Raw genomic sequence first — 16,581 nt, 5'->3', positions numbered from 1 at the left:
GACGCCCAAAGCAAATAGGGCACCCATGGACATTGACGCTTGTTCTTACAGAGATATCCCTTGGCTACCGTTGAACACATTCACTTCAGTCCGCATGACCTTTCTGTCAAAGACCGCCTGATTACCTTCTCGCTGAATAGCTCCCGTGTAGTGATCGAAGGATTGCCGCAAATATTCTGGGAAGACGGCTTTCCATGGAGAGAAGCCAATCTCTGGGCCATGGAGAGAGTCACGAATGGTGAGACACTCCTTAAGACCGTTTCTAGCAACCTGAATGGGCTATTGAACTACGCGAAGTTTTTGGAGAGTCGCAGGCTTCAGTGGTTTGAGTTTCCGACTCGAAAGGCTGATCGATGTCTTGTTCAGTACCGTGGTGCGCTTATCAAGGCCCGTGATGCTGGTCATATCAGTCCTGCCACCGCTTCTGAGTACATGCGTAACTGCATCAGTTTCTACAGGTGGGTTAGGAGGCGTGGTCTTTTAAACCCGCTATTGCCGCTGTGGAAAGACAAGCGTTATTTCATCAAATACTTTGACCACGTTGGCTTCGAACGAACATTGGCCGGCACCACCACTGATCTCGGTATTCCAAACCGAAAGCGCATTGGAGTCACTTTGGAAGGTGGGCTACTTCCTGTGTCTGCGGTTGATCGAGACGTCATTCTTGATTTCGCAAAACAGAACGCTTCACCCGAGCTTTATCTGATGTTGGCTCTAGGTTTCTTTACGGGTATGCGACTGGGAACGATCTGCGACCTTCGTATCGGTACATTGGAGCGTGCCCTGCATGATGCCTCGGCTAAAGGTCTGCTTCTGATATCCGTAGGGCCAGGTGTGTCCCCGCCCGTGCATACCAAATTTGGAGTAACTGGGCAGGTATGGATTCCCGAGGCTTTGTGTTCAGAAGTCTTGGAGTACGCCAAGGGTCTTCGCAGGTTGACTCGTGAGGCATCTGCTGCTGGCGAGCATCAAGACCTAGTGTTCTTGACACGTTTCGGAAACCCTTTCGGACGTCGCAACAGTGATCAGTCGTCGGCCATAAACGTTGAGATGTCATCGCTTAGAAAATTAGGCATCGCGTCAGGCATCAAAGCACTCTGGAAATTTCGCTTCCACCAATCCCGATGCACCTTTGGAACTGAGCTAGCTAGGCTCGCTTTAGGAAATTGCTCTGATGTGGCAATAGTGATTGCGACAGTCAGCAACGCATTGCTTCATGGTCGAAACTCGGAGGCCACCACCTTCAAATACATCAAGTTTGTGCAGGCCGCACCCGCTAAGCAGGCCATCGCGAACAGCTTCATGACTGCGTTTACAGGAATTGCTTCGATGCAGGGAGCGAGCAATGAGTAACCTAACGTCTTTAGACCTGACGTTTCCAATGCTTGAGTACGGGAAAAACGAGAAACCCTGGGATCTGACACCGCTTTTATACAGCGGTGGTGCTGGGTCAAAAGTGAAAACTGTACACATTGAAATCACATCAGGGGCTTTCGGTGATCCTTTATTGGAGCGGTCGGAGCTTGTGAAAGCACTCCATGATTGTTTGACCGATGACCTTGCCGGCGGAGGAAGCCGCTTTTCGGCGAATAACAAGATCGTTGCGTTGAGGAAGTTTTTTCAGTGGGTGGATCAATGCGGGCATCGGTTGAGTGTTGATTCGGTCACGGAAGCATACCTGGGGTGGGCTGAGCATCTTCTACAGCGTCACCGCGTGGAAGGATATCTAACCGCCGGATCGTTATACGACACGGCAAGTTTAACCGCGACAATGCTCGACCGAGTTCTGGGGCGAGGCTCGACGCTTCTTTACAGCACCCGAATTCGCAAACCAAGAGGCAACGGAAGGGCAGGTAATGGGAGCACTGGTAAGCAAAGCTTAGAAGAGAGCTTTTTATTCGGGCAGTTCATTGCCGACCTCTGTATGGCCCTTACCTATGAAGCCGTGACGGGGTCACTTCCCATCCAAGTGGAATTGCGGTCGGGTGCGACGCTACCTATCTGGTGCCGCCTGCGCGATACAGAGAAGGAAGCGTCACGACGGATTCGACCTCAAACCAAATTCCAGATTGCGGACATCCTTCGAAACCGCGAACTTCGGAACTCTGACGTTTCAATCGAGACTCGATACCCGGCAGTGAATCTACGAATTGAAGCCGAGCTGCTTATGTTCATCGCACAAACTGGCATGAATTTGTCGCAGGCGCATCAGCTTCGGATCGATCAATACCATTACACGAGTCATCTTGACGGTTACCAAGTCAGGTCTTACAAAAAGCGCCGTCAGGGTGAAGTGCTGTTTGAAGTTTTCTCAAGCTACAAGCAGTGGTTCGAACGCTACATCGAGTGGCGAAACACGTGGTTTCCAGACGATCTAGAGGGACTTCTTTTCCCTTTCGTCCGTCTTGGGGGACGTCTCGCTTTAGAAGCTCCCCAGTTCACAGCCATCGCGCGCCTCTGCACATATTCAAGTATTCGACTCGTTCGGCCTCGTAAGCTCCGGGGTGCGCGTATTAATTGGCTGTTACGTGAGTCGCAACGCCCCGAGCTGGTGGCGGAAATCGCCCAGCACACCGCTGAAACTTTAATCCGTGTGTACGCCGAGCCCAATCCGCAAATTGCGATGATTGAAATCACTCGATTTCATCGGCAAGCAGATCCCGCCGTTTGCTCACCAGCTCCAGGTAATTGTGTGAAGCCCATACCAGAAACCGTTGTAGATGCTCCGACTAATGCTCCTGATCCCGATTGTATTAACGCTGCAGGGTGCCTTTTCTGCGTCAATCATCGGGATATTGAAAGCGAGGATCACGTCTGGTCCCTGAGTAGTTTGCGAGTGCTCAAGAGCTTGGAGCTAATTAGATATCGTCCAGCTTGCACGGATAGGTCTGGCGAGTCTGACCATCCAGCGAGGCTTGCGATCGAGCGTCTGAGTGCGAAGCTACGGTTCTTTCAAGAAAGCAGCGAGGTGCGTCGGCTTTGGGTGGAAGAGGCACTGGCTCGCATAGCTGAGGAGAGCTATCACCCAGCTTGGGACGGATTTATTCGGCTCGCGGAAGTTACAGCGGAACCTTCCCTATGAATATGCTCACGACGTTAGGGCTATCTATCGAGTCGCCTTTGGCAGTTCCTGGGGCGTCTAATTACCGCCCGGAGAGCTGGCCTCCGCCACCAGATTGGCCCGTCGTAATTGATGCGCAGGGCAACGTAGTAAGCCGCTGGGGCGATCCAATTTGGAGGCTTGATCCATGGGCCAAGAAGGCAGTGACCCTGAATTTTGGTGATGGGCCAGTTAAAAAATCAGCGGCGCCAATTAGCTCGAAGAACGCAAATTTACTTCGAGTCATCACTGGCTGGTGGCTATACGGGCCGTACGGCGCTCGTGGCTACAGATCCCTTAAAACGCGTTTCGATCAGATGCGGCGGCTGTTTATTCTTTGCGAAGAGGCAGGAATACTTGCCAGCGAATTAAGCCACTTTCCACGCGTATGCGAACGGATCCCTGCCTTTGTTCGTACCTCAAGAAAAACCGAGTTTCTGTCGTTAATGCATGAGCTTTACGCGTCTAGGGATGCAGTAGGGTTTACGTTGCTGGATTCAGGCTCCCTAACCCGTCTGGCTGCGCTTTTTCCAACTCATCATACTGCTCAAACACCTTACATTCCTCCACGTATTTGGCGCTATCAAGTTACTAGGCTGCGAGAGTGCCTTGATGACTTCCTATCCCATCGAGAACAGGTTGAAGCTTGTTACCGGTTCTGCTTCGCGGCTTACGAACATAACCAGAGGGTTTCGGAGAGAATGGCGTGCTTATACGCCTCGCCTTTTAGCGGCCATCATCATCAGTTATCGGGTTCTAAAACGGGGCTTCGTTTTCTGGGCGCGTTTGTAGATACCGCGAAACGCTTCGGCATCTTTGAGCTACTTGAACGTTGGGTTGATCGAAGTGGCGACTTGCAAGTAAGAGCGCTGACTATCTATCTTAAGCTGGTCAACGGCGCGGGATTAGCTTACATCCTTAACTTCAGTCTTATGCGGGTCGAGGAAGCATGGAATCTTCGAGCCGGGTGCCTTGACGTCGAGCACGACAGGAGCTTCGGCGACATTTTTTTGTTACGTGGGCAGACGACAAAAACGCTCTCTGATAGCGACGCCCTTTGGGTCACATCCCCATCTGCGACGGTCGCCGTGAAGGCGATGGAGGTCATTTCTCTATTTCGCTCACTATACGCACCTCACAATTCTCCGAGAGATCTCGCCGGGCGTTACTTGACCGATTTTTCTTACGAGCCTTGGACCCCACGCAATAAAGGCAAACACTCACTTAGACCGAGCATTCAGTCATATTACGACCTATTGGGGCACGGGAAGCTCTTTGACTTAGAACGCTTGCGTATCACGACTGAGGATTTGAAATTGGCCCGGCTAGCTACCCCTACATTGCCGGAGGAGTATCAAGTGGGCGCTGTATGGCCGTTGGCGTGGCATCAGTTGCGTAGAACCGGGGCAGTAAACATGCAAGCTTCCGGGCTCGTAAGTGATGCTTCGCTTCAGTACCAGCTCAAGCACGTCACTCGAGCGATGAGCCTTTACTACGGACAAAATCACTCGCACCTGCGTCTAGAAGAGAATGCTCACACTCTATACGTTCGCACAATGTACGAGACGCTTGGAAGAGAATTACAGCAGCTTACGAGCGAGCGTTTTGTCAGTCCCCATGGAGACAGACGAAAGGCTGAGATCGTTCGGCTGATTTCGCCAGAGGATGCGAAGAAGATGATTGGTTTGGCAAGGAAAGGCGCGGTCGCCTGTCGCCCGATCATTCTTGGCGTTTGTTCGAGTCGCGAGCCTTGCCCGTACGGCGGAATTGACAACATTGCCCATTGCGGGGGCGGTGATTCAGTGGATGCAAAACCTTGCCCTGATGTGCTGTATGACTCAGAACGATTGGGCGCGGTAGATGATCTTGAACATGTACTTAGAGAGCGGCTTGCTACTGCTCAGGATGGGAGTCCGCTAATGGAATCATTGATGGCTCAACAGCGAAGTGTAGAGAGCTTTCGTCGTGTCGTAGAGCGCGCAAATGGACGTTGAACTCCCTGCTCGCCGCAGCGCGGCTGATCAATATCGTGATGCTTTTGAGCGCTTGAAACTCAATAGGCCACGGCTTCTACCAAAGGGGACACCGGTCACTCAGAACAACGTTGCCAAAGAGGCCGGGAGCGATCCGTCGGCGCTTAAGAAATCTCGTTTCCCGAGTCTCATCGCAGAGATAAAAACCTACGTGGAACAACATGCGGAGGAGCGACCTCCTTCGTTGAACAAGGTAAATCTTCTCGCCCGCCAGAAAAGCCGCGCCCTGCGTGATCGGATTGAGCAAGTTGCCCGGCAGCGCGACCATCTCGCAAGCTTATTGAGCGAAGCAGATGCGAAAATCATTGAGCTGTATGAGCGTATCGCTGAGCTTGAGCGGCAGTTGCCTGCGTCAAATATAATTTCGTTGGATCCGCGCGGGCCGAGAAAGCTTTGAGATAACAGCGCGCATGCAGCTAGTCGCCTGGGCATTGCCGATCTGGAGCGGCAATTGCCTGCCTCAAATGTCTTACCTGTAGATCCGCGTGGCCGCAGAAAAATTTAATTCCACCCGATGGAATTGCCATTGGCCGGGATTGACCGGCCAATGAATCAAAGGTTAACTGTATGTATATACAGTTTTCTCTGAGCTTTATATTATGACCATCACCTTCTTAGGCACGCCGACTGGCGGCGCTACAATGGTTCCTTCTCACTCCTTTCGTGTGCCGGCCGGCTTTCCATCCCCGGCATCCGATCACTTAGAGAAAATTATCTCTCTTGATGAGCTGTTCGATCTGCGAGCCCCCCATGTCTATTTGGTCAAAGTGGAAGGCGACAGCATGCAGGGCGCCGGCATTTTTTCGGGTGATGTCGTCATCGTGGATCGAGGCCGCGACGCTGAGCATGGCGATATCATCATTGCCGCAGTGAACAATGAGCCGGTATGCAAGCGGTTGCATCGCCGGGGCGGGGTGGTAATTCTCAAGTCGGAAAACCCAGCGTATCCCGCCAGATTCATTCTTGAAGGTGACGACTTTCTAGTTTGGGGAGTGGTCCGCTTCAGTGTGCGCGATCATGCACAGTGAGAAAGTGTTTGCGCTGGTCGATTGCAACTCGTTCTATGCGAGCTGTGAGCGCGTCTTTAGACCAGATCTGGCCAAGACTCCGATCGTAGTTCTCAGCAACAACGACGGGTGTGTGATAGCCCGATCCTACGATGCGAAACCGTTCATAAAAATGGGCGAACCATATTTCCAGATTCGAGACAAACTGAGGCAGCACGGAATCGTGCCGTTTTCCAGTAATTACGCCTTGTATGGCGACATGTCTGAACGCGTCATGACCATTTTGGAATCTACGGTCGACTCCTCGGAGCGGTACTCGATCGACGAAATCTGGCTAAGCATGGGTGGTATGCCCGGTAACCTTGAGGCATTCGGCCGGGATCTTCGGTCCCGCGTATTACGCTGCACGAGCATACCGGTCGGTGTTGGAATCGCGTTCACTAAAACCCTTGCCAAGTTGGCCAACCACACCGCCAAACGCCTGCAGGCTCAAACTGGAGGCGTTGTAGATATCTGTGATCCTTTCAAGCGAGACTGGGTTTTGCGTAACACCGCGGTAAGGGAAGTCTGGGGAATAGGTAGGCGAATGACTGCGCACCTGGAATCCATGGGCATCCTGAGGGCTATGGACTTGGCAACAGCTGATCCAAAGATGTTGCGGCAAAAATTCAGCGTAGTGGTGGAGAAGACCGCCCGTGAACTTGCAGGCATATCATGCTTGGACGTTGAAGAGGTCGAGCAGCCAAAGCAAGAGATCTGTTGCAGTCGGGCATTTGGCAAACGCCTCACAGAGATTGAACCGATCAAGCAGGCAGTAGCCACTTACGTTGGACGCGCAGCGGAAAAACTACGAGCTCAAGGTTCGATGTGCAAGCGCGTGCGAGTGAGCATCCGCACTGGTATGTTCAATTCCGACGAGGCCCATTACGCCCAGGGAGTGATGGTAGAACTGCCTTACCCGACATGTGACACCCTGCTCATGACGCGAATGGCTACCGAAGCAGTGGCTAAAATCTTTCGTCCCGGCTTCCGTTACAGCAAAGCTGAGGTGCTTTTGATGGATCTGAGGCAGCCAGGTGAGTTCACCGAGGATCTGTTTGCCTCCAAACAATCCACAGAATGCGTTCGGCTGATGCAGGTCATGGACAATATCAACGGAAGATGGGGCCGGGGCACACTGCGGGCTGCCAGTGTTCCAGCATCGCCTGACTGGGGAATGCGCCGTGAAATGATGAGCCGATCTTATACGACCAAGCTGGACGAACTTTGGATGGTGCGCTGCGATTAGAGGTGTCAGCGGTCGAGGGATTCTCACTGCCGTACAATCCACTGTGCCATGAAACCAATCTGAAACTGGAATTTTCGAGTGGAAGCTTTAGCCATTTTCACCAGGCAAATACTCAGTCGTTCGAGTTACCACCAACGAGCCATGCAGCTTCTGGCCATAGCGACTATTTCGAGTCAGATGATGGCTATTCTCCGTCAAGAATTGGACTCGATGGTTCGTGTCGTTTATTTACTGAATCAAGGGCCATCAAGGCGAGCGAGCTTGATTGAAGCTTCGGTAAATGGGCAGCAGTGGACTCAGTCCAGCGGTCGAGGTCGCGTACCCCATTACCCAGCAGGAGGGATTAACCCTGCTGGGTACCGGAAATGCCAAACCGTTACAAAAAAACTACCAGTTGAACGGGTACAAGCTGGTAACCGCAAGGTAGGGGTGCCTATTGCCAACCTGGGACCTTCCGCTGCTGGAATGATTAAATCGGGACGATGATCCTGCCCCGGGCCACGCAGACATTCTCTTTCACAGCAAAGCACTCGACAAAGTGATCTCCTTCGAAGCTTGTTCTTTCCGTGATTTGGTGATTGCCGCTATCTCTAGTGATGGTGCCTCGAAGCATGTCTCTTGAGACAGCTTCTTTCCCAATATTCCTGACTTTCCAATACAGCTTAAAATCGCCCGGTACGTCGATCTTGCTGATATAGAACGTCAGATCACGATGGATGGGAACCTTGTATACACCAGCGCGAGCCATCAGGCCGCGGAGCCTCCCGCCCTCGTTTTTGACTGTGCAATCGACCTCCAAACTGTACTGGATGTCCAATCTGAATTTCTTGCCGGCAAACTCTTCGAAATATTTAAGCTTGCTCTCGGCGATGGCTTTACGTTGCTCCTCCTCGATGTATTCGGGGAAATGCTCGCCGAACACGGTGCTCCACTTTTCGTGAGCCGAGTCTGGGTTGTCCAGTGCCTCTTGCAAACGGCGCAATGCCTTTTTTGCTTTGGGGTGGAAATTTCCATTCTTGGTCACGATAGAGCCGCTGCCAGGGGCTCGCCACTCCTCTTTCTCCTGGTCGATGGCGACAATGTACGCGAAGAAGTCTTTCGTCATTTCGCCGTACGATGAATACGTTTTATCGTCGTACTTTGTCATGTTCTTGAAGAACTGGTAGCAAAGGGTATCGATGAGCATGCCTTTCATCGGTACCCCGTGATCGTTCTTCCATGCCCGAACCATTTTGCACAGCCGCTTCAGGTTGTGATTTTTTAGTTTGTGGAGGTCGTTGATTTCATCTATTTCGGCCACGGGGTTGCAAACTTCCCAGCTTCCCCCATTATTCGCATCTGGGTAGGTATAGCTGCCATCCTCATTCTGGAAGGCAGGAACCACTTCTACGATATAGTCCGAGAAATCAATTGATACGACCTGTTGCTGGGCTCTGACAGTTCGTGTAGGAAATTTTTCCTTCAACGCAAGTCTGATCTCTCCGAGCAGAGAGGACTGCTTGTTGTTTTCGTATTTCTGAAAACGGTCGTAAACCTCCCAGGGCAACTGAAACACCATGTCAAGGTCACTTACACCATCAACAGCAGTATGTCGACCGTATGAACCGACCTGACGGCAATGCAAGGTGGATGACTCATAGCCGTAGTATTTATTGTTCAACTTTTCAGTGATCTGCCGATAGCTTTTCGAGATTTCGTCGGCGTTTTTGACTGCTAAATTTCTGCGAAATTGCTCAAATAACTCTTTGCTCATTTGCCGCACATCCGTTGTGTAATCGAAAACAAACCAGGGTTGCAAAATGCCCATACTGCGAAGCCCAACAGCACCATAGCTAAGGCCAGATAGGCAGAAAAAGGGATCTTGTCCCTCAACAGGCTGAACGGACGGCTCTTAGCGATCCAGTCTGTTTGTTGTTCCCAGAAGAATTTTTTATGGGCCAACCAACTCGAAAAAAGAATGTGTTTGCTCAGGCATACCGATCTGAAAGAGCGAGTTACTGCTTCCAGCGCCTCGACGTGTTCAGGGGTGATGGCTGGCGCCGATCGGCACTCAGCGTCGATACTTTTGAGGCGGTCGAAAAGTTCTGTCAGGGTCTGACCAACCTCGAAGTACCTGCTCTTCGTATCTGAGTAATAGGAAATGTACAAACCGCAGATGCCAAGAATCGTAATGACTGCCGAAATGTGCTTGGCAGTGAATGCATCGATGTAAAGCGAAAGCACGCCAACCACTAACGAGACGAGCCCGATCCAGCCGGGTGCCTTCTCAACAATATCGTAGGTTGAGAAGTGCAGTTTCGCACTGTACCCAACGTCATACGCCTTTTCTGCGATCAGCCGGAGTGCTTCGGGTTTGTCCATTGTTCATCCTTGGTAGGGTTACTTGAGCGGGTAGCAACGGTATGCCAGCGCCCCATCGCGAAGCCCAATCGCTCAACGCTGAGATATGACAGCCGTAAAAAACAGAATGTGTAAAGTATCACATTGCCAGCACTCCGACGCCGGGCGCCGTTGCCTTCGAACTCAAAAAACTAGCCAGTTCTGCACGCTCATCTGCTCAGATTCAATTATCCTAAAGCCAGGGTGGCCATGGTCGAAAATTCTCGCCCACTTTCAACCAAAGTAACTCAGCGTCCAGAGTTAGGCGCCGGAGCCTCGCATTGATTGATTGTAAGCCTCCGGCCACCCCGTCTTTCACTATTAAACTGGACGCCACTGATGCGGCAGCAGCGCTGCAATTTCACTCGTGCGCTGCGTCGGGAGGAGCTCATCCTTGAGATAGGAGTACGGGTCGATCAAGGCGTAGGTTCACTGTGCAAGGTCGATATAGATGGGCTAAAGCTCGCTTACATTTACAACCAAAACAACAGAAAGCACAATCACACACTCACCGGTCCAAACCCCAGAATGCACGCCACAATCCGCTCCTCCCACCGTTTCCGCAAGTCAACCCCATTGAGCTTCCTAAGCAAGACATCTACAGCTATCGGCTGACTTTTTAAGCCTGGTTCAAGGTCGCGCAATCGGGCCATTGACGCCCGGCGCCCTTTTTTGGGTGGGAGTTCCGCGCTTCTGGGACGAAGCAGCTCGAGCCATATATCAGCCAGCTGCCCCCAGTCCGGGCTCAGTTCACTTGAGCCCGCCAGAAAAAACTCCAGCAGCTGCTTGACCTGGTCGGCCTGGTCGGTAGAACTGATCCATTCTCTATCCCGAGACCAAAGCTGCACCGCCCAGTGAAATTGGCTCAGTGCGCGCTGCTTACGCTTAGGTAAAAGAAGCTTTTCAACGTCAGCGAGACCGGCTAAAAATTTCTGCAACTCGTTCATCGCTGTTTTGCTGGGATCGAGGCTCTGAACATCATCCGTCAGCCTATCGCGCAGATAGTTGGCGATTGCGCGCAACTCGATGATGGGTTGCTCATTCAAACCTGGTATCAAAATCCACCGCGGCGCGCGCGCCCGCTCTCCGCAAAGGCAAATGAAAACCCAAGGCTTCAGTGCTCGCACGACAGTTACACGGGATAGAACCTTGCTTGTCTCAGCTCGGTATTGATCATAGGTACCGGCTTCGACCAGAGCATTATCGCCTGATACAAGGGCCCTTACCGGAGCGAAAGCATCCTCGATACCATCCCAATACATGGATTCACGAGCTCGCATTTGCTCCTCCAACTCCTCCCGGGTGATGACCCGTACCTCTAGCGGAGTACGAAAATCCTCCGGAAGCAACAAATTCCCCCCAATCAAACTATCCACCTCATCAATCCGACGGAAAAATTTCTCGTCGGATCTAAGGGCGAACTCCACGCTGTCTTTGGGCCACCAAGACTCAATTTTTGTATGACGAGTGTCCATGCGGTCGATGCGACCGACCCGCTGCTCAGCTATGCGAACCACGCTGGGCATATCGAGATGGACTAGCGTCGATGCTCGCTGAAGATTCACGCCCTCTGACAAAGCATCACTGCACAAAACAATCAGCCGGCCAACTGACTCTCCCTCTGGACTCAGTAGGGCCTGAATGTGTTCGTGGCTGCGTCGGTCCCCCCCAACGCCCAGAACTACCCGGAACGCCTTTTTTGGAGCAGGTCGATTAGCTATAAGGTGCTCAAGGTACCGAAGTGTCAGAGGATAGTGGTCAAAAGCCAGAATTTGATGGTGCCGATCAAGAAGATCTATTAGCAGGTCAACTTTGCGTTTCTCTCGATTTCCACTCATCTTCTCTAGACGGGTCAATATTTTCTGATAAATCGCGCATTCCTCTTCACAGGCACGCTGATGCTCCAAGCTATCTGTGAGCCATCCAGGCAAGGAAATCCCCAGCTGGTTTTCCGGGACCTTACCACCGAGCCTGACAATCCGGTCGACCATGTTTCCGGCGTCATCATCCTTTCCCTTTATTGACTCCGACTCCAAGCCCATTCGGCAGCATGCGGCGTGCGCACCTTCGATATGGCGGAATAAGGCTAACCGGGACGATCGCAAGCTCGACATTACCTGGAATAGCGCAGAGGAAGACGCTGCATCCAATCGGAAATCCAGGTATGCCTCTGGCGTGATGCCGTTTTGCCTCAAGCTCTCAGATAGCACCAACGGTTTCTGAAAATGTGTAATTCCTTTGAGCTGGAGCGCCAGCAGACGGATCTCCAAGGCGAGCTTTCTGTCCCGCCGAGATTCGTCCAGCGTGTAACTCGCGGATAACTGCTCAGGATATCGGCATACGCGTCCTCCGGGCAGCCGATAGGCCTCAGGATCAAGATCCACCATCGCATTCAGTTGGCTCTTTGTACGACGCATCGTGAAACTGCCTATTCCGACCCGGAGAGCCTCCAGATCATTAACATGAATGTCACTTACGCCTGCACCGCGCTTGTTCAATCGCTCGAAGACTGCCAGCACTTCGTCGTCGAAGTTATCGGCGCCTAAAATATCGATCAAACGTAACAGGTCTGCCCGCGTACGATTAATTGGAGTCGCAGTGAACAGTACGACCTGGTCCGCGAGGTGGTGTTTTAGGAACCGAGTGCGCTTCGATAGGTGGTTGAGAAAATTGTGCGCTTCATCAACGGCTAGCGTCTGCGCGGAGGACAAGCGCATGCCCAAAATGGAGGTGTCCTGCTCACTCTGCCTGCTCAGTAGGCCATGAGAGGCAATAGCGATGCTAAAGCTACACTTGGTGGTTTCACGCTCCCAGTTATCCTTGACCAAGGGTGGACAAATTAACAACATCCCGCCCTTCCGGGCCCGCGCAGAGGACCAGTTCCGGTCATTCATAGCTCGGAGAAGATGTGAACCCAAGCGGGTCTTGCCTGACCCAGTAGCATCTGCGACCAGAACAGCTCCGACGGTATCCAGAAGGTATAAAGCTTGGCCAATACCCTGCCGCTGCGAGGGCCAAAGCTCATGAGGATCCATTTCTATCAACGATTGCAGGTAGTGATTGGCCCATTCACTCTCCAGCAATTCCGCGCAAGCTCGACTGAGCGCCTCCTGCCAGGTTACGAATCTCAGGAGCTGCTGCAAAAGCGCGATGAATTCATCCTCCGCATTTTTACCTTGACTCCAAAAACATTCAGCCACTCTTCTTGCTTCATCGAACCGCGCCCTTTCACCCGAGGTGAAGCGCACGTTCGCTTCATGCTGGGTATGCAGCCCAGGGGAGGTGAAATTGCTCGATCCAAGAGTTACCGCTCCTGCTGACGAATACACTTTTGCGTGAAGCCTTCGAACTCCGGTTGAGTAGCGGACACGGACACATCCAGTGCGAACCAACTCGATGCAGCGCAATACCTGTCCACATAAAACCAGTGAGATGCCACGTTCAAGCCAATAATTTCGAACCTCAGCGGAGAAGTCATTGCCTTTAAGGCTGAACCTTTGATTACGGAGCACCAGCGGCTCAGACCCTAGGATAATGCGCAGAGGAGCAGGCTGCTCACCACGAGCGGTGATCAGCTGAATCAACTGCTCCAGCCCACTGTAGCCAGTAACCACCAGCGCATCCCATTGATTACAAATATCTCGAAAAAGGACGGAGTGAACGTGCCTTTCCCCTTCGTTCAGTGGCATCCGTGACTGCGAGGGCAAATTTCCGTCGAACGGAATCGGCTCATCTTCAAACAAGGAACGCTGCATCATGGGCCATGGCACCTCAGTACTAGGTTTACATAGCCTAGATGATTGTGAGCAATACCCCAGCCTCTACGAGGCCGTTTTAGGGGGGGGCGCTGACTGGCACCCTTAGAGTATGTTGATCGCGTCAGCGGAATCGCAGCGCGTTGCAGGGCCACACAACGACGTAATCTGGGTGAGGGCAAGCTGACTGAGCCATCACTGGCTGCTTCTGGTCGAATCTGTTGAAAAGTAGCTCCCCTGTCTGGCCTGCTGCAAAATCTCTGCATTGGCCGGTGGGTGGATCACACAGCATGATGGGACAGTCATCGAGTGGGCAGGAGCGACGTTTTTTACACGTTCAACCTTGAAGATCACATCCCAGCCAATCACCTTCTGCGCAGCATTGATCAGTGTCTCGATCTAAGCGACCTGCGCCGTTACCTTGCCGATTTCTACAGCCCGATTGGGCGTCCTTCAATTGATCCCGAACTGATGATCCGCATGCTGATCGTGGGCTATTGCTACGGCATTCGCTCAGAGCGGCGGCTGTGCTAAGAGGCTCATTTGAACCTGGCGTATCGCTGGTTCTGCTGGTTGAGCCTTGAAGATGAAGTCCCCAATCACTCGACCTTTTCCAAAAATCGACACGGCCGTTTTCGGGACAGCGATCTGTTTCGCTGGCTGTTCAATGAAGTGCTGCTTCGCTGCATGGACGCCGGCCTGGTCAAGGCGAAGGCTTTGCCGTGGACGCTAGCATCATCAAAGCGGATACAAGTCGGCAGCGCGGTGTACCAGGTTATGAACCGGTCAATTGGAGCTATGCGGCCCTCAGTACCCGCGCCGTACGTGAGTACCTCGAAGCACTTGATGAGGAGGCACTGGCCGAAACGCTGAGTAATTGCATGGACTTGACCACCCATTTGCATTCGACTTGACCAGTCGTTTGCATCAGATTTGACCGGCAGGCTTCCTACCCATGAGCGGCAGAAGTCGACCCAATGCGGACGTTGAAATAGGTTCTGAGCGTAAGTAAAGAGGACGGATTTATTTCCTTCCCTTTATTCTGTTGAGGAGCGTTTGCAGGCGCGGATTGGGGAGTTGGAGACGTTGTTGGGGCATAGGGCTTGATGCTTGCGTGATATAAGCGGCGTCAAATCGCCATTACCTTTGTGTGCGATTTCCCTGATACTACGCGCAGTCACTCCGCATTATTTAGGACCCCTCTCTCATGGACGATTTTCTGCAAACCGTGGCGCTTCTGCGCGCAAGATATCAGCGCCCGCCAGCTTTCAATCTTTTCTCCGTATTACGTAGCTCAAGTGACGAGGTTCGGCTTCACTCGCGCTTCCTTGCGTTTCTGCTTGATCCCAACGCTACCCACCATCAGGGAACAGCTCTGCTGAATCTCCTGTTGAAGCGACTTGGCATCGAGAACTTCGACTCAGAGAGTGTGACTGTCGAGGTCGAGTACCAGAACATCGATATCCTGGTCCGCAACCTATCCGGGCAAGCATTGATCATCGAAAACAAGATCTACGCCGGCGATCAGGATGAGCAGCTCTGGCGTTATCACCAGCGAATGCAGGCGGAAGGTTACGCCGAAATCTGGACCACCTATCTCACCCTGGAGGGTTCCGAGCCCACTGAGCAGAGTCGCAAGTCCTTGCCCGTCATCCTCCTCAGCTATGAAGCTGAGATTGTGTCTTGGCTCAAGGAATGTGTCCCGCTGGTTGCCCGAGAGCCCGGCGTGCGAGAAAGCGTTTTCCAGTACATCGAACTACTCCAGAAGCTGACATCCAGTGACCAGAGCGAGACCTACATGAACAAGCTGAAAGAACAGATCCTGCTAGGCGAGAACCTCTTCGTGATCGCCGATATCAACCATGCATTCAACGCCGTACTGGCCGATCTACAGCTCGACATCTGGGAGCGCATGACAGCGTATCAAGCTCGCCAATATCCTCAACTCGGCAAACCTGAAATTTCGGCCACGAAAGAGGCGGTTTGTGCTTATTACAAAAAGGCCAAAAACAGCAAGTACATCGGCCTCACTTTCCCTTTCACGTTTATGAAGGGGGGCGTGTACATCGAACTGAATCATCGTCTCTACAGCGGCTACTACTGCAACGGTGAGCAGTTCCCGGAGGATCGGGAGCGCCTGATGGCGCTGGGTCGATTGATCGCGCCCAATACTCGCAGTTCAGGCACCCTGTTCTGGAAATTCCCCAAGATCAATGTGAACTTGCATACGCCCACCAATGAAGATTTGGTTCTCCTCCGGGATCCGCAGACGAGGGAGTTAATGGCCGTCAGCCTGATCGATGACATGCACGAACTGTGGCAACGCGCTCATCAGAAATTCGCTTAAACGCAGGCACAGCATTCAAGGGGGAAATGACGTTTGGCCAAATTTGAAGACCTTCGCACTTGGGAAAAAGCCCTAGGGGCTGTCGTTGGGCTTGGGGGCAACGCCAGTCGAAAAGATGTTGAAGACTGGATCCTCACCAGGGACCCGGGGTACAACACCAACAACTTGGCAGACCTCTACATGTTGTCCGTCAATTCATCTGCCCGGACTGGCTACACACAAAATGAAAAGCCGCGCAGGACTGATCAGGGCAATCGTTACGACAGGCTGTTCAAGGTCGGCAAAGGAGCCTTTGAGGTTTACGACCCGGTCCAGCATGGCATTTGGGAAATCTACCCCGATGCATCCTCGGGTAGCCGATTTGGTGTTTCTATTCGGCGAGTTTCGAATCCGGTCGAGCATGCACTGGCAGACGCTGAGGAGGCTGCTGAGCAAACAGTCACTTTTGATCCTAAGGACATAGCCGATGCCAGAAAGCGCGTAACCGCCGACATTGTCCGTCGCCGTGGGCAACCCGCATTCCGCAAAGCGCTGATGGCCGCTTATGACAGCACCTGTGCAATCACAGGATGCAACCTGCTTGCCGTGCTTGAGGCCGCTCACATTTACCCTTACAAGGGTGTTCATACCAACGTTGTATCGAATGGACTTCTGTTAAGGGCGGACATTCAC

General features: G+C 52.4%; 11 protein-coding genes and 1 pseudogene. 9 read left to right on the top strand and 3 right to left on the bottom strand.

Features of this window, described 5'->3' with window-relative positions:
• Positions 1–39: 39 nt before the first annotated feature.
• From K9857_RS17780 to K9857_RS17755, 6 genes are all read left to right on the top strand, one after another.
• Positions 40–1,353, top strand: coding sequence for a site-specific integrase (locus K9857_RS17780; protein ID WP_224537894.1), 1,314 nt, complete (start codon positions 40–42; stop codon positions 1,351–1,353).
• The gene (locus K9857_RS17775) at positions 1,346–3,082 is read left to right on the top strand and encodes a site-specific integrase (RefSeq protein ID WP_224537892.1); all 1,737 of its coding nucleotides are present in this window, start codon (positions 1,346–1,348) and stop codon (positions 3,080–3,082) included. Before K9857_RS17780 ends, K9857_RS17775 begins: the two co-directional genes overlap by 8 nt.
• Positions 3,079–5,094 carry a hypothetical protein gene (locus tag K9857_RS17770; protein WP_224537891.1) on the top strand — a complete coding sequence of 672 codons (2,016 nt, stop codon included), beginning with the start codon at positions 3,079–3,081 and terminating at the stop codon, positions 5,092–5,094. Before K9857_RS17775 ends, K9857_RS17770 begins: the two co-directional genes overlap by 4 nt.
• On the top strand, positions 5,084–5,530 hold the full coding sequence (locus tag K9857_RS17765) for a hypothetical protein (protein ID WP_224537889.1): 447 nt from the start codon (positions 5,084–5,086) through the stop codon (positions 5,528–5,530). Before K9857_RS17770 ends, K9857_RS17765 begins: the two co-directional genes overlap by 11 nt.
• 202 nt (positions 5,531–5,732) lie before the next feature.
• On the top strand, positions 5,733–6,161 hold the full coding sequence (locus tag K9857_RS17760) for a LexA family protein (RefSeq protein ID WP_224537887.1): 429 nt from the start codon (positions 5,733–5,735) through the stop codon (positions 6,159–6,161).
• The gene (locus K9857_RS17755) at positions 6,151–7,428 is read left to right on the top strand and encodes a Y-family DNA polymerase (RefSeq protein WP_224537885.1); all 1,278 of its coding nucleotides are present in this window, start codon (positions 6,151–6,153) and stop codon (positions 7,426–7,428) included. Before K9857_RS17760 ends, K9857_RS17755 begins: the two co-directional genes overlap by 11 nt.
• A 469-nt stretch (positions 7,429–7,897) precedes the next feature.
• Here K9857_RS17755 and K9857_RS17750 read toward each other — a convergent pair whose 3' ends face one another.
• From K9857_RS17750 to K9857_RS17740, 3 genes are all read right to left on the bottom strand, one after another.
• Positions 7,898–9,181, bottom strand: a complete 1,284-nt coding sequence (locus K9857_RS17750) for an SMODS domain-containing nucleotidyltransferase (RefSeq protein WP_224537883.1) — start codon at positions 9,179–9,181, stop codon at positions 7,898–7,900.
• Positions 9,178–9,789 (bottom strand): SLATT domain-containing protein, encoded by a 612-nt coding sequence (locus K9857_RS17745; RefSeq protein ID WP_224537881.1) that lies wholly within the window; start codon positions 9,787–9,789, stop codon positions 9,178–9,180. The genes K9857_RS17750 and K9857_RS17745 overlap by 4 nt, the downstream gene beginning before the upstream one ends.
• A 518-nt stretch (positions 9,790–10,307) precedes the next feature.
• A complete protein-coding gene (locus K9857_RS17740) occupies positions 10,308–13,565 on the bottom strand; it encodes an SNF2-related protein (protein WP_224537879.1) in 3,258 nt (1,085 codons plus the stop codon).
• 287 nt (positions 13,566–13,852) lie between these two features.
• Between K9857_RS17740 and K9857_RS17735 the strand changes: the two are divergent.
• The 3 genes and pseudogenes from K9857_RS17735 to K9857_RS17725 all read left to right on the top strand — a co-directional run.
• Positions 13,853–14,455 (top strand): annotated as a pseudogene (locus K9857_RS17735) (transposase); the annotation flags it as partial.
• A gap of 314 nt (positions 14,456–14,769) precedes the next feature.
• Complete coding sequence (locus K9857_RS17730) at positions 14,770–15,909, top strand: PD-(D/E)XK nuclease family protein (RefSeq protein WP_224537878.1); 1,140 nt, start codon at positions 14,770–14,772, stop codon at positions 15,907–15,909.
• A gap of 33 nt (positions 15,910–15,942) precedes the next feature.
• Positions 15,943–16,581, top strand: a 639-nt coding sequence (locus K9857_RS17725) for an HNH endonuclease (protein ID WP_224537876.1), incomplete at its 3' end; no start/stop codon positions are given.

This window comes from Pseudomonas sp. REP124 (genome assembly GCF_020164475.1).
GTDB lineage: Bacteria > Pseudomonadota > Gammaproteobacteria > Pseudomonadales > Pseudomonadaceae > Aquipseudomonas.
This window is presented reverse-complemented; position numbering and strand designations above follow the sequence as displayed.

What these genes read in the sequence shown, in the direction of transcription:
- K9857_RS17755 (WP_224537885.1), top strand. Translation starts at nt 6,151, where the DNA reads ATGCACAGTGAGAAAGTGTTTGCGCTGGTCGATTGCAACTCGTTCTAT.
- K9857_RS17740 (WP_224537879.1), bottom strand. Translation starts at nt 13,565, where the DNA reads ATGATGCAGCGTTCCTTGTTTGAAGATGAGCCGATTCCGTTCGACGGA.
- K9857_RS17770 (WP_224537891.1), top strand. Translation starts at nt 3,079, where the DNA reads ATGAATATGCTCACGACGTTAGGGCTATCTATCGAGTCGCCTTTGGCA.
- K9857_RS17760 (WP_224537887.1), top strand. Translation starts at nt 5,733, where the DNA reads ATGACCATCACCTTCTTAGGCACGCCGACTGGCGGCGCTACAATGGTT.
- K9857_RS17775 (WP_224537892.1), top strand. Translation starts at nt 1,346, where the DNA reads ATGAGTAACCTAACGTCTTTAGACCTGACGTTTCCAATGCTTGAGTAC.
- K9857_RS17750 (WP_224537883.1), bottom strand. Translation starts at nt 9,181, where the DNA reads ATGAGCAAAGAGTTATTTGAGCAATTTCGCAGAAATTTAGCAGTCAAA.
- K9857_RS17730 (WP_224537878.1), top strand. Translation starts at nt 14,770, where the DNA reads ATGGACGATTTTCTGCAAACCGTGGCGCTTCTGCGCGCAAGATATCAG.
- K9857_RS17765 (WP_224537889.1), top strand. Translation starts at nt 5,084, where the DNA reads ATGGACGTTGAACTCCCTGCTCGCCGCAGCGCGGCTGATCAATATCGT.
- K9857_RS17745 (WP_224537881.1), bottom strand. Translation starts at nt 9,789, where the DNA reads ATGGACAAACCCGAAGCACTCCGGCTGATCGCAGAAAAGGCGTATGAC.